Origin of the sequence: Streptosporangium sp. H16 (assembly GCF_051918855.1) — a bacterium.
Classification (GTDB): Bacteria; Actinomycetota; Actinomycetes; order Streptosporangiales; family Streptosporangiaceae; genus Streptosporangium.
This window is the reverse complement of record NZ_JBPXMD010000014.1, coordinates 71,709-85,008: the sequence shown is the minus strand read 5'-3', so window position 1 is coordinate 85,008 and position 13,300 is coordinate 71,709. Positions and strand designations below refer to the sequence as shown.

At 72.1% G+C, this 13,300-nt stretch carries 9 protein-coding genes; 4 read left to right on the top strand and 5 right to left on the bottom strand.

Annotation, left to right across the window (positions count from 1 at the left end; translation table 11 throughout):
- Positions 1 to 396: 396 nt before the first annotated feature.
- On the bottom strand, positions 397 to 567 hold the full coding sequence (locus tag ACTOQ2_RS23525) for a hypothetical protein (RefSeq protein ID WP_440102194.1): 171 nt from the start codon (positions 565 to 567) through the stop codon (positions 397 to 399).
- Positions 568 to 840: 273 nt separating this feature from the next.
- Here ACTOQ2_RS23525 and ACTOQ2_RS23520 point away from each other — a divergent pair, with 273 nt between their 5' ends.
- The 4 genes from ACTOQ2_RS23520 (at position 841) to ACTOQ2_RS23505 (ending at position 5,083) form a co-directional block, all read left to right on the top strand.
- Positions 841 to 1,767 carry a hypothetical protein gene (locus ACTOQ2_RS23520; protein ID WP_440102192.1) on the top strand — a complete coding sequence of 309 codons (927 nt, stop codon included), beginning with the start codon at positions 841 to 843 and terminating at the stop codon, positions 1,765 to 1,767.
- Positions 1,768 to 1,846: 79 nt separating this feature from the next.
- Positions 1,847 to 2,293, top strand: coding sequence for a cytidine deaminase (locus tag ACTOQ2_RS23515; protein ID WP_440102190.1), 447 nt, complete (start codon positions 1,847 to 1,849; stop codon positions 2,291 to 2,293).
- 154 nt (positions 2,294 to 2,447) lie between these two features.
- A complete protein-coding gene (locus tag ACTOQ2_RS23510) occupies positions 2,448 to 3,653 on the top strand; it encodes a WD40 repeat domain-containing protein (protein WP_440102189.1) in 1,206 nt (401 codons plus the stop codon).
- Between the two features lie 1,079 nt (positions 3,654 to 4,732).
- On the top strand, positions 4,733 to 5,083 hold the full coding sequence (locus ACTOQ2_RS23505) for a hypothetical protein (RefSeq protein ID WP_440102187.1): 351 nt from the start codon (positions 4,733 to 4,735) through the stop codon (positions 5,081 to 5,083).
- A gap of 69 nt (positions 5,084 to 5,152) precedes the next feature.
- Here the strand turns inward: ACTOQ2_RS23505 and ACTOQ2_RS23500 are convergent, their stop codons facing one another.
- From ACTOQ2_RS23500 to ACTOQ2_RS23485, 4 genes are read right to left on the bottom strand one after another with little or no spacing between them, the layout of a single operon-like run.
- Complete coding sequence (locus ACTOQ2_RS23500; RefSeq protein WP_440102185.1) at positions 5,153 to 9,382, bottom strand: non-ribosomal peptide synthetase; 4,230 nt, start codon at positions 9,380 to 9,382, stop codon at positions 5,153 to 5,155.
- Positions 9,363 to 9,719 (bottom strand): acyl carrier protein, encoded by a 357-nt coding sequence (locus ACTOQ2_RS23495; protein ID WP_440102183.1) that lies wholly within the window; start codon positions 9,717 to 9,719, stop codon positions 9,363 to 9,365. The genes ACTOQ2_RS23500 and ACTOQ2_RS23495 overlap by 20 nt, the downstream gene beginning before the upstream one ends.
- The gene (gene panD / locus ACTOQ2_RS23490) at positions 9,716 to 10,144 is read right to left on the bottom strand and encodes an aspartate 1-decarboxylase (protein WP_440070382.1); all 429 of its coding nucleotides are present in this window, start codon (positions 10,142 to 10,144) and stop codon (positions 9,716 to 9,718) included. The genes ACTOQ2_RS23495 and panD overlap by 4 nt, the downstream gene beginning before the upstream one ends.
- A gap of 13 nt (positions 10,145 to 10,157) precedes the next feature.
- The gene (locus ACTOQ2_RS23485; protein WP_440102181.1) at positions 10,158 to 13,298 is read right to left on the bottom strand and encodes an amino acid adenylation domain-containing protein; all 3,141 of its coding nucleotides are present in this window, start codon (positions 13,296 to 13,298) and stop codon (positions 10,158 to 10,160) included.
- Positions 13,299 to 13,300 lie beyond the last annotated feature (2 nt).

The window sequence follows — 13,300 nt, the reverse complement described above, 5'->3', positions numbered from 1 at the left end:
GGCCGTCCGCGTCTCCGTCTTTGACGCCGCCGGCGCGGCGGGCCCCGTCATCCCGGTGACCGAAATCGTGAAGAATGCGATCCCTGCCAGAAAACGTGTCCTCGCCAGGCACATGATCGATATTTTACCTAGGCATTCCCGGGGAGGCCAGGAGAGCCTCGGCGGCTCTTTTGTGAAAATTAAACCCATTCATCCGATAATGGGAAAGGCCTGCTCCGGATGTGACCCTTTCCCATCGGACCGTTCTCGTGCCATCCGCCGTCTTACGACGGGATCCTTCCGCGGGGGCGGTGACTTGCCTGCTGGGAGCAGGCATTGCGCAAAAAGCATAAAAGCACGAAGCGGAATCAACGGCGCCCTGTCGGAGGCTCCATGCCGAATACGCGGGCGCGACGCTCAGGATTCGCCGTCATTCTTCCGCACGCTGAAGGCCGCACCCAGGGCAACCCCCAGCGAGACACCGATGGCGAGGTTGTCCAAGGCAATCCCGAAGACGGCACCGAAGACCAAGCCAAGGCCGATCCCGAAACAGAACCCGGCGCCCGGGGGCATGTTCTTGCTCGTCATCGCATCTCTCCCGGGGGCGTGGGCGGAAGGCTGACGATCTGGCGGCCCATCACGGCGGATGCGCGACCATCTTCCTCCACAACGTAGGACCTGACATCAAGGTTCCCGGCGCTGACAGCGGCGTCTCGGCGCCGCAGCAGGCGTCGGCGCATCCCCATCGACGAGTTGGTCACCGCGCCGGGCGGCAAGGGCCCCTTCTCGCCCATTGGCGTGATCACACGCTAAATTCACCTCACCCAAACCTGATCTTCACTCACCACCAGGATGTGCGGCATGCACCCCCTCGTCATCGCCTTGGCCCTCGTCACCGCCGCTCCCACCACCGCTCACGCCCAGGCAGCCGAACCCGACCCGGTGGCGGTCCTGCGCTCGCTGCTCGCCCGCGGCGCCGGCGCGACGACCGAGTTCTACGGTCAGTTCTCCACAGACCTGTCCAAGGAGGTGCAGCTGAGCAACGGCAAACGCACCTTCATCGGGAGCGACATGGCAATGGGCGGAACCGGCAAGGTCAAGCTGGGACGGGCCGGCGTGATCGCCTCGGAGCACGTTCGGCGGCTCAGCGTGAACAACAAGGAGCTGATGGTGGAGGAGGCCCCCAAGGACCCCTACTTCGCCGGTCTGCTCCGCACGGTGGGGACACTGCGCACGATCAGCGTGGGCGGCTGGCAGTACCAGCTCGCGCCGGGGGCGAAGACCTGGGTGCGCACCGGCCGGGCCAGCGGCGCCGCCGCCGCGTACGGCGATCAGATCATCAATGTCCTGGAACCGGCCACGCTGCGCAAACTGCTGTCCACCAAGAGCCGCAAGATCGTCGCGCCATGGGTCAAAAACAACACCACCGGCCGCAAGCAGCAGATCTACACCCTGACCGGGACGATCACGCTCAAGGATCTCCATCGCGTCTCGCCCAGTTTCCGCGAGGCCGCGGGAACCTCGGCCCTCGGGACGTCCGAGGTGACATGGACGTACATGTACGACGACCGCGGATGGCCGTACCGGGTCGGCTGGCGGTTCTACGCGCACCCGCGACCCGAGGTCCCGGGGCTCGGACACGACCGGATCCTGCGGGGGCACTTCGCCACGCAGTACTGGAACTGGGACAGGCCGATGACGATCACCGCACCCAGGGCGAAGCCGGGCCGGGGGCTGCCGGTGGACGACCTCACCGACGTCCTCAGCGCCCCCGAACGCCGCGAATGAGAAGCGACGACCGGCGACCACGAGCATGTCACCGAGGATGGCGAGAACCGGAACCGGGTTGATCTGCCACCATTCCTCCATGCAGCTTGATCAGACCCTTGTCGACGCGGCCATCGCGCAAATGGATCGGCGATGGCCCCCCGGGGAGCACGGTGGTGCCGCGGCCGTCTTCTTGGAGGACGGGCGGATTCTCACCAGCGTCGGCCTGGACAACCTCAACGGCGGAGTGTCCCTGTGCCATGAGACCGGCGCCATCTGCCAGGCTTATACGCTCGACAAGAAGGTCACCGCCTCTGTGTGCGTATATCGGGACCCCGGACGTGGGCGCGTCCTCGTCCTTCCTCCGTGTGGCATCTGCCAGGAGCGTCTGGCCCTGTGGGGGCCTGATGTCCAGGTCGGTGTGCCCGACGACTCCAGCGTGACGGGATGGAGCGCTCGCACGCTTCGCGAGGTGAACCCGTTCTACTGGGGATCGCAGTTCACCGAGGACGGGACCTGGCCGGCCCCCGAGGTCCACTTCTCCTGACCGGCGCGCCCACGCCACCGCCGTGTGCGGCACGACCAGGGCCCACCTCGCCCGATCGCCGGCCGCCCGCCTGATCACCCCGTCACCCCTCACGGTTCTCAACCGATCATGTCTCGCGCTGGTCGTGAAGGCCGCTCCGTATGATGATCTTTGTATGTCTCCCCATACGTCCGCCGCGCTGGCGGGCATAGCCCTGGCTGCCCTCGCCGTCCTGGCCGCCGGATGCACCGATCCGGCCGCCGACCGGGTGCCGCCTGTCAGCGCGCCCCAGCCCCCGGCGTCCTCGCCACTGCCGTCGCTCACCGCGGTCCCGCCGCCCTCGCCACTGCCGTCACTCACCGCGGTCCCGCCGCCCTCACCCATGCTGACCTCGGCTCCAGAGCACCCGTTCCCGATGGCGACCTCCTTGGCCGAGCCCATGGCGACCGGAGCACCCCTGACCGCGACGGGCCCGCCGCGGTTCTTCGTCTCCGCGCGCACCCCGCTCGCCCGCTTCCCAGGCAGGTCCAAGACCGCTGTCCTCACCCCGGTGCCGCCCGCCGTGCACAACGCCGAGACCGGGGCGTTCATCGCGAACATCCCGCTGCCGCCCGGCATCGAGGGTTCCTGGCACCTCGTGGACGCCGCCCCGGACAACCGCACGTTCGCCATCGCCGGCTGGACCGAGCCGACGAACTCCGGCATTCGCTTCTTCGTGGTACGCCTCGGTGAGGACGGGCGACCGGGGAAGCCGGTGGCCATCACGCAGGCCGACCCTGACTACCTGGATCTTGTCTATGACCTCGCCCTCAGCCCCGACGGCACCCGGCTGGCCTACGCCACGCCGCTCATCGGCGGCGGCGCCAAGATCTCCGTGCTCGACGTCGCCACCGGCCGGCGCCTGGACTGGAAGACGTCGACGCACCCGGGGGTGAGTGGCCTGTCCTGGGCTCCGGACGGCCGCTCGCTCGCCTACGTGCTGGGGCACCGGTCCATCGCCCTGCTCGACCTCGCCCGCCTGGGCACCGACCCGGACGACGCCGTATCCCGGATCGTCATGAACACCACGGGCGCCCCGCCGTCCGCACTCGAGTCGGTCGCCCACACCCCTGACGGCAGCGCGCTGATCTACTCGTCCGGGCACACCATCGAACGCGTCCCCCTGGCGGGCGGGCCCGCGCAGGTCCTGGCCCGGCCGGAATTGCCGCCCGGCGCCTCGCTGACCCTGCGCTTCAACATCGACGGGACCGGCGAGCACCTGCTGTACGTGCACAAGTGGCGCGCCTACCGGGCCGGCCTCACCGACGGCGCGATCACCTCGGTGCCGATCACGGTCGACGAGCATCCGGGGAAGGGCGGCTCGCTGCGAGCAGCCTGGTGACCACCGGCCAAAGCGGTCACCCGGCTCCGCGAGCTCGGCGCGGTGCCGTATCGATCACTAGTAACGTCCGCGCTCCGGGGGGCCGGTGGCAATGGAGCGGAATCCAACGAACCCACCCCTGGCCTGCTGCGACGTGACGTTGTCACTCTGCCCCGTACCGCGTCCGGCCACAGCGGCCCGAGGGGCGCAAGGGCTGTGCGACCCTCACGCCTTTACGATGTAGATTCGTTTCCTCGTCCGGGCCGCGCGACCGTCGTAGTAAATGGGCGAGAGGGATAAAAGGGCCAGGAGCTGGGGATTGTCACGCAGCGCAAGTAGAAATTACGACCCACTGGACCATCACGCAGGGCTACTGTTCGTGTCGAAACAGTAAAAGCCCCGGCGGGTGCTGGCAACACCCCCGGGACACGGCACACGGAGTCAAATTCCGCATGCGAGTACACCGTACCAAGCACACGGCCGGTTTTACGGTTCTGCCGAACTTCTGCCTCAGAGACCGGCGGCTGTCCTTCGCCGCGCGCGGTCTACTCTCCTACCTTCTGTCCCATCCCGAGAGCATCCGCCAGGACATCAAGACTCTCGCCGCCGGCAACCCCGAGGGCCAGGTGGCCATCGCGCGGGCCATGCGAGAGCTGATCACCTACGGCTACCTGACTCGCGAGCACGTCCGGAACGCGTCAGGACAGATCTCCACCGTGGTGAACGTCTACGACACCCCCCAAGATGGCCGTCGAGGCGTCAAAGAGCAGGTCAGACCGCGTCTCGGTTCCCCGAGACCCGGTGAGCCGAGTCCCGGAGAACTGAGCGCTCTCCCTACGGGAGTGAAGAAAGAAGAGAAAGAAACCACCCCCTTCCCGCGGGAGTGCGCGCCGGGCGATCCCGTGCGGTCCGCCCCGCTCCCGACGGGGGACGGCGAGGACGGGCCGACGCTTCCCGGCTCCGTCCATCAACCGATGGCTCCAGGCGCCGTCCCTCGACCGGCGGCTCCAGGCGCCGTCCCTCGATCGGCGGCTCCATGTGTCGCGCTCCTCACCTGTCTCGGCCGTGCCGAACCCCGGCTGACCGTCGGCGAGTCCGAGATGGCCCCTGTGCTGCCCCTCCTCGCCGAGTGGCTCGCGCGGGGCGGCACCGAGGCGCAGATCCGGACGGTCCTGACCGTCGGGCTGCCCGACGAGGTCCGCTCCCCCGCGAAGCTGATCGTTCACCGGCTGCGGAGCAAGATGCCCGCTCCTGCCGGTGTCCCGACGGCTCCGGGGCCGGTGACCCGCGCCGAGTGCGACGAGTGCGGGCGCCCGGTGACCTCCCCCGGCGTGTGCTCCCGGTGCGACGACACCGCGCGGAGCGGGAGACCCGCCCCGACCGCGGACGTGAGACGCGGCGCCGCCCTCGCCCGCGGCCTGCTGAGAACCCGTCGCCTCGTGGCGGCGTAGGGGCACGGAACAACCGGCCCCCGCCGCCGGTCGTCCGGGGGAACCACGCCCCCGCTCGGGGGGCGAACCTCAGGTGGCGAGGAGGCGGCTGATCTGGTCGACGTGCGGGGCGCGCAGGAGTTCGTGGTGCTCACCTCGGATCTCGTGCACGGTCAGGTCCGAGACGGTCTGCCGCCACCCGGCCTCCTGGACGGCCCGCAGCTTGGGCGGGTGGAGCCCGCTGGTCAGCAGCGTCACCCGCCCGTGGAACCATCCGGCGCGGTAGTCGGCCAGCCCGCGCAGGCTGTCGCGCCACAGCCGCAGCAGCCCCGGCCCGTACGCCTCGTGGTAGGCGGCCACCTGGGAGGGCGTCATGCCCAGGCCCGCGAAGAATCCCACCTGCGAGTCGAGCAGGGCCTGCCCGGCCTCGGACGCCCCCAGCGGGGCCAGCCGGTCGATCAGCGCCTCCAGCTCCGCCAGCTCGCCCAGGAGGTCGGTCACGAACACCTCGGGCAGCACCGAGTCGATCAGCACCACGTGGTCGACGCGGTGGCCGAGCGCCTGGAGCCTCCTGGCCGTCTCGAAGGCCAGCACCCCGCCCGCCGACCAGCCCGCGAGCGTGTACGGACGCGTCGGGTCCAGCCCGGACCCGGCCAGCTCCCCGGCGTACGTGGCGGCCATGTCCGGCAGCGAACCGGCGCTCACCCCCGACTCCAGCGCCTGCAGCGCGTAGACGGGCCGGTGCGCGGCGAGCCTGGCCGCCAGCCCCGCGTAGCAGAGCGCGGAGCCGCCGAGGGGGTGGAAGCAGTAGAGCGGATCCCCGACAGGCGAGGACACGGCCAGCGGGGTGATCACGGGAAGCCGGGCGGTGGGAGAGGCGTCGGCCTCCCGCTCGCCGGCGCGTCCCTCGGACCGTCCGCGAACGTCACCGGAAGCGGACCCGGGACCGGAGTCGTGAGCGGGGCCGTAGCCGGAACCGTGACCCGAACCGCGGTCAGGGTCGCGGTCGTGACCAGGGTTGTCGCCGGGGCCAGGGCCACGATCCTGTTCAGGGGCCCGGCCGGGATCCTGGCCGGGATCGGGGCGGTGCCCGGAGAGCCGGTCGGGAACGGCGGCCGAAACGAGGGTGGCGAGGCCGCTGACGGTGGCGTTGGCGAGGAACTTGCGGAGCTTGACCTTCACGCCCAGCCGCTGCTCCACCCCGGCCATCAGCCGTACCGCGCCGAGCGAGTCGATGCCCCTGGCGAACAGGTCCTCGTCCGCGCCGACGTCGTCGGAGCCGATCCCGAGCAGTCCCGCGATGAGGTCGGCGATCTGCCCCTCGACGGCGGTGCGCGGCCGGGGCGGAACGGGCGCCTCCGCCGTGCTCCCCGCCGTGTCCCGCGCGGTGGCGGCGCTCACCTCCGGCAGCGCGGATCGGTCCACCTTCCCGTTGCGGTTGAGCGGGATCGCGGGCAGCGGCACGAAGACCGAGGGCACCATGTACTCGGGCAGGCTCCGGGCCAGGCCCGCGCGCATCTCGGCCGCCGTGGCGGTACCGACGACGTAGGCGACGAGCCTGCGTCCGGTACCGGATCCGCCACCGGGTCTGGCGCCGGATCCCTCACCGAACCCGCCGGGTCCGCCCTCCCGTACGGGTCCGGCTCCAGGTCCCGCGGATCCGTTTCCCGCTCCAGGTCCGACCCCGGCTCCGACCCCGGCTCCGGTCCCGGGCCAGGGGGCGGCGACGACCACCGACTGCTCGACCCCCGGCAGTTCGTCCAGGGCGGCCTCGACCTCTCCCGGTTCGACACGGAACCCCCTTATCTTCACCTGGTCGTCGATCCTGCCGAGGAACTCGAACTCCCCGTCGGCCCGGAGCCTGCCCAGGTCGCCCGTACGGTAGAGCCGTGAGCCCGGCGCGCCGAAGGGGTCGGGCAGGAAGCGCTCGGCGGTCAGCGCGGGCCTGCCGTGGTAGCCGCGCACCACGCACTCGCCGCCGATGTACAGCTCGCCGGGCACCCCCATCGGGAGCGGCCGCATCGCGTCGTCCAGCACGTACATCGTGGTGCCGGGGATGGGCCTGCCGATGGGGACCAGCTCGCCGCCGATCGGGCCGGTCACGGTGTGCACGCAGTTGGCGACGGACGCCTCGGTCGGGCCGTACTCATTGAGGAGCACCGGCGCCGGGTCCAGCGCCTGCCAGAACGCCAGCGCCCGGCTGGGGAAGGCGTCGGCGCCCACCACCAGGACCCCGGCCAGTCCCGCGGCCTGCTCCGCGGACAGCTGCCCCGCCAGGACCTCCAGGTGTCCGGGGGTGAGCTTGACGAACCCGTACGGCCGCTCCGACAGGGCGGCGCCCAGCTCGTCCAGCGCGGTGTCCTCGGCCGCGACGTGCAGGCACTGGCCGACCACCAGCGGCGTGTAGACGTTGGGCACGACCATGTCGTAGGCGACGGAGGAGAACAGCGGGGCGCCCCCCACCCCGCCGACGGCGTAGGCGGCCACGCACCAGCGCAGGAAGTTCACCAGGCCCCGGTGCGGGACCATGACGCCCTTGGGCCTGCCGGTGGAGCCGGAGGTGTAGATGAGGTACGCCATGCTCTCCGGCGTGCCGGTCGTCCCGGGGTCGTCGGAGGGGTACCCGGCGGTCTCGGCCTCCAGGACCGCCATGTCGTCCAGGACCAGGCGGGCGCCGGAGTCGGCGACCATGTGGTCCAGCCGCTCGGCGGGCAGCCCGGGGTCGAGCGGCAGGTAGGCGGCCCCGGCCTTCCACACGCCGAGGAAGGCGGCGACGAGCCAGTCGGAGCGTTCGAGGCGGACGGCGACGACGCTCTCGGTGCTCATGCCCCGGCCGCGCAGCCAGTGCGCGATCCGGTTGGCCCTGGCGTTCAGCTCCCGGTAGCTCAGCCGGACGGCGCCGAAGGTCAGCGCGAGGGCCTGGGGCGTGAGCCGGGCCTGCCGTTCGAAGAGCTCGTGGGCGCGGGCGTCGAGCGGGCCCAGCGGTTCCGGCCCCCGGCAGGCCGCGAGCAGCGCCTCGCGCCGGCCGGGCGGGAGGATCTCCAGGGTGGCGAGCGGCGCGTCGGGCGAGGCCGCGGCCTGGGCGAGCAGGTGGACGAAGGACTCGGTGAGCCGCCGCGCGGTGCCCGGCTCGAACAGGTCGGTGCGGTAGGTGAGATGTCCCACCAGGTGCCCGTCCCCGGGCATCAGGGACAGGGCGAGGTCGTACTTGGCGGCGGTGTCGGGGAACTCGAACGGCTCCACGGCCAGGTCCCCGAGCGCCGTGGCGCCTCCCAGGCCGGCGTGCATCTCGTACAGGACGCGGAACGGCGGGGTGCGGCCCTCGACCTGCATCGGGTACGGCAGGTGCTGGTGGGTGAGGGCGTCCAGGCAGTAGGCGCGGGTGCGGCGCAGCAGCTCGGTGAAGCTCGGGTCGCCCGACAGGTCGGCGCGCATCACGACGGTGTTGAAGAAGGCCCCGACCAGGTGCTCGGAGTGCGGCGTGGCGCGGTTGGCGACGGTGCTGCCGATCGCGACGTCGTCCTGACCGCAGTGGCGCGACAGCAGGGCGGCGAACGCGGCGAGCCCGGCCATGTAGGGGGTGGCCCGGCAGCGCCGGGCGACGGCGCCGAGCGCGGCGGCCGTCGCCGCGGGGACAGTGAAGGTGACGACGGCGCCCCGCGCGGAGGTTTCGGAGACGGGTACGTGGTCGGCGGGCAGGTCGAGCCCGGGGAGCCCGGCCAGGGCGGCCCGCCAGTGTCTGCGGGCGGGCCCGAGGTCGGCCGCCCGCTCGGCCGCCACGACCTCGTCGTAGGAGGCGGGCAGCGGGGGCAGCGGGTCCGGCAGGCCCTCGGCGCGGGCCCGGTAGAGGGCGTCGAGCTCGCGGAGGAACACGCCCATCGACCACTCGTCGAAGGCGATGTGGTGCACGGTGAGCACCAGGACGTGGTCGTCGCCGGCCAGGCGAGCGAGCCGGGCGCGCAGCACCGGCCCCGCCGTCAGGTCGAACGGCCGCCGCGCCTCGGCGGCGGCCGTCTCGCGGACCGCCTCCTCCGACTCCGCGGGGCACACGGGCAGCTCGACGGGGGCCGGTGGCAGCACCGACGCCACCGGCAGCCCGCCGGCGCTCGCGTAGACGGTGCGCAGGACCTGGTGGCGGGCGACGAGGTCGCCGAGCGCCCCGGCGAGCGCCGGGACGTCCGGCGTGCCGCGCAGGCGCAGTGCCAGGCACACGTTGTACTCCGTGCCCGCCGGGTCGAGCTGGTGGCCGAGCCACATGCGTTCCTGGGCGTACGACAGCGGCACCCCGGTCAGGGGCGTCTCAGGCGCTGCGACCGGCACCTTCCACCCCCAGTGGCGACAACGAGGGTGACGTCCCGGCCTCCAGCATCCCGACGACCACCTGGGCGAGCTCGCCCACCGTCGGGTAGGTGAACACGTCGGCGACCGGGACCTCGACGCCGTGCCGCGCCCGGATCCTGGCGACGATCTGGACGGCGACCAGCGAGTGCCCTCCGGCCTCGAAGAAGTCGTCGTCGGGGCCGACGTCGTCCAGGCCGAGCAGCAGCGCCCAGTCGTCGGCCAGGGCCCGCTGGACGGACTGGACGGAGGTGTGCACGGACGCTTGAACAGAGGCGTGCGTGGACGCTTGGCCGGAGGTGTGCGTGGGCGTGCTCATCGTGATCTCCTCGCCGCGCCCGCGGGCACGAGCTGGTCCTCCGCGCCCGGTACCGGGCGGGACGGGTCGTGGTCGACGTCGACGATCCGGTTGGTGCCGTCCACGTGGACGACCCGGGGCCGGTAGCCCGGCAGCTCGCCGCCCGAGTACTGGCCGTAGGAGATCAGGATCACCATGTCCCCCGGCGAGACCAGGTGGGCGGCGGCGCCGTTGATGCCGATCACCCCGCTGCCGCGCTCGCCGGTAATGACGTACGTCTCCAGGCGGGCGCCGTTGGTGATGTCGACGATCGCCACCTGCTCACCCTCCAGCAGGTCGGCGGCGTCCATCAGGTTCTCGTCGATCGTCACCGAACCGACGTAGTGCAGGTCGGCGTGGGTGACGGTCGCTCGGTGGATCTTGGATTTGAACATCGTGCGCAGCATCTCGAACTTCCGTTCACGCATGGGGGACCGGTGACAGTGCCGAGAGCGGCGCGTGCGGTTCGCGCACCGCCGCTCCCAGCAGATGCAGCCATGCATCCACCAGGCCCTCGACGGTGGGTCCGTCGAACAGGCCGGTGTTGTAGGCGACCTCGCCGATGATCGAGTCCGGGGTCTCCGCGACCGAGCAGACGAGGTCGGCGACCGTGGTACGCGTCGCCAGGTCGATGGGGGTCACCGTCAGCTGGGGCAGGCGCACGCTCTCGGCGCCGGTGAGCGCGCTGAGCGGGACGCCGTTGAAGATGACGTCGAAGAACGGGGTGCGGCCGGGGCGGCGCGGCGGGCGCAGCGCCTGGACCAGCCGCTCGAACGGGACGTCCTGGTGGGCGTAGGCGCCGTGGACGACCTCGCGGACACGCTCCAGCAGCTCGGCGAAGGTCGGGTCGCCGCCGCAAGGGGTGCGCAGCACCAGCGTGTTGGCGAAGAAGCCGATCATCTGCTCGGTCTCCGGGCGGGTGCGGCCGGGCACCGGGGAGCCCACCGCGACGTCGCCGCCGCAGGCCTGGGAGAGCGTGGCCTGGAACGCGCCGAGCAGGGCGGCGAAGAGCGTCGTGCCCGCCTCCCGGCTGAGCCCGCGCAGCTCCTCGGTGACCCGTTCCTCGATCATGAAGGAGGTCCTGGCGCCCGCGTAGGTCTGCACGGGCGGCCGGGGCCGGTCTATGGGCAGCTCCGCCGGGACGAGCCCGGCCAGCCGGCCGCGCCAGTAGTCGAGCTGCTCGCCGTCGGCCGCCTGGCCGCGCTGCCAGGCGGCGTAGTCGGCGTACTGGGCGGCCGGCTCGGGCAGCACGGCGGGCCGGCCGGACAGCGCGGCCTCGTACAGGGTGGCCAGCTCCTGCCAGAACAGCTGCTCGGAGCCCGCGTCGTAGCCGATGTGGTGGACGACCATGGAGAAGACGTGCTCGTAGTCGTCCAGCCTGGTCAGCCTGGCCCGCACCGGCGCGGCGGCGGCGAAGTCGAACGGCTCGTCCCAGTCGGCCTGCAGGGCGTCGGAGGCGGCGCTCTCACGGGCGATGCGGGTCTCGCCGGGCGCGCTGCCCACCGCCAGCCGGGGTCCCCTGGCGTCGATGCGCACCTCGGGGATCCCCTCGGGGCTCTCGACGTAGCGGGTGCGCAGGATCTCGTGCCGCGCGACCAGCTCGTCGAACGCCTGGCGGAACGCCGCCACGTCGAGGCGGCCGTGCAGGCGGCAGGCGGTCGGCACGTTGTACGCGGTCGAGGCGGGGGCCAGCCGGTGCAGGAACCACAGGCGTTCCTGGCCGTAGGAGAGCGGCAGCGGCCCCTCGCGGGAGGCGCGCGGCAGCGGCGGGAGCTGCTCGGCGCGGGTCTCGGCCACCTCCTCGGCCAGCTCCTCCAGCGACTCGGCGGAGAACAGCAGGTAGAGCGGGAAGTCGATGCGCAGGTCGTCCTGGATGCGGAACATGACCTGGGTGGCGAGCAGCGAGTTGCCGCCCAGCTCGAAGAAGTTGTCGTCCAGGCACACCTGGTCCAGGTCCAGGACGTCGGCCCAGATCGCGGCGAGCGTCTTCTGCACGGGAGTGACCGGGGGCCTGCCCTCGGGCCGCTCGGCGGGCGCGACGATCTCCGGCAGCGCGGCCCGGTCGACCTTGCCGCTGGTGGTCAGCGGCATCTCGGCGATCACCGCGATCTGCGCGGGGATGAGGTACGGGGGAAGCCGCTCGGCGAGGTGGGCGCGAAGTTCCACCGGGTCGGGGCTGGAGCCGGTGCCGGGATCGGTCTCCGAGGCGACGACGTAGGCAAGCAGCCGCTCCCCGGTGACCGTGACGGCGGACCGCCGGACGGCCGGGTGGGCGTCCAGGGTGGCCTCGATCTCGCCCAGCTCGACCCGGACGCCGCGGATCTTGACCTGGTGGTCGGTGCGGCCGAGGAAGTCCAGGGCGCCGTCGGGGCGGCGCCGCCCCAGGTCCCCGGTGCGGTACAGCCGCGATCCCGGCGGGCCGTACGGGTCGGGCAGGAAGCGCTCGGCGGTCAGCGCGGGCCTGCGGTGGTAGCCGCGCGCCAGGCCGATCCCGCCGATGAACAGCTCCCCCGCCTCGCCGTCGGGTACGGGCTCCCCGGCCTCGTCCAGCACGTGCACGGTGTTGCCGGTGAAGGGCGCCCCGATGGAGACGACCGGGCCGGCGTGCGGGTCGTGCGGGTCGTAGGTGTACAGGGTGGAGTCGATCGACACCTCGGTGGCGCCCCACTGGTTGTGCAGGCGGCAGCCGTACAGGCCGATCTGCTCGTGGAAGGCGAGGGCCAGGGGCGCGGTCAGCGCCTCCCCGCTGGAGACCACGTGGCGCAGGTGCGGCAGCGGCGGCAGCCCGGCCCTGCGGTGCGCCTCCAGGAACAGGGAGAGCATGCTGGGCACGAACTGCACCACCGCGGCGCCGAAGCGGAGGGTGGCCTCCAGCAGCGCGACCGGGTCCCGGTGCTCGCCCGGCGGCAGGATCGCCACCACACCGCCGGCCGACAGCGGCCAGAACACCTCCACGGCCGAGTCGTCGAAGCTCAGCGTCGTCTTGTGCAGCACGGTCTCGCCGGGTTCGAGGCGGTGCTCGGCCTGCATCCACCGCATCCGGTTGACCCAGCCCCCGTGGGTGCTGGCCACCCCCTTGGGCGTGCCCGTCGAGCCGGAGGTGTAGTAGAGGGAGACCAGGTGGTCCGGGCGCGTCCCGGCGCCGGGGGGCGTCACCGGCCGGCCGTCGATCAGCTCGCTGTCGCGGTCGAGCAGCACGACACGGGTGATGTCGCCGGGCAGCAGGTGGGCGAGCGCCTGCTCCCCCACCGCGAACGGCACCGCGCCCTCGGCGAGCATGAGCCGCACCCGGGCGGGCGGCGCGTCGGGGTCGACCGGCAGGTAGGCGCCACCGGCCTTGAGGATCCCGTGCAGCGCGATGACCAGGTCCAGCCCCCGGTGCACGCACACCGCCACGGGGGTGTCGGCGACCACTCCCAGGTCGCGCAGGTGGTGGGCGAGCTGGTTGGCGCGCCGCTCCAGCTGGCGGTAGGTGAGGGTGTTGCCGTCGGCGTCGATGACGGCCACGGCGTGCGGGGTCCGCTCCACCTGGGCTTCGACCAGCTCGTGCAATCCGGCCACGA

Bases quoted from the DNA above. Each gene is read 5' to 3' on its own strand.
- ACTOQ2_RS23525 (WP_440102194.1), bottom strand. From the start codon at position 567: ATGACGAGCAAGAACATGCCCCCGGGCGCCGGGTTCTGTTTCGGGATC.
- ACTOQ2_RS23520 (WP_440102192.1), top strand. From the start codon at position 841: ATGCACCCCCTCGTCATCGCCTTGGCCCTCGTCACCGCCGCTCCCACC.
- ACTOQ2_RS23515 (WP_440102190.1), top strand. From the start codon at position 1,847: ATGCAGCTTGATCAGACCCTTGTCGACGCGGCCATCGCGCAAATGGAT.
- ACTOQ2_RS23510 (WP_440102189.1), top strand. From the start codon at position 2,448: ATGTCTCCCCATACGTCCGCCGCGCTGGCGGGCATAGCCCTGGCTGCC.
- ACTOQ2_RS23505 (WP_440102187.1), top strand. From the start codon at position 4,733: ATGGCCCCTGTGCTGCCCCTCCTCGCCGAGTGGCTCGCGCGGGGCGGC.
- ACTOQ2_RS23495 (WP_440102183.1), bottom strand. From the start codon at position 9,719: ATGAGCACGCCCACGCACACCTCCGGCCAAGCGTCCACGCACGCCTCT.
- panD (WP_440070382.1), bottom strand. From the start codon at position 10,144: ATGCTGCGCACGATGTTCAAATCCAAGATCCACCGAGCGACCGTCACC.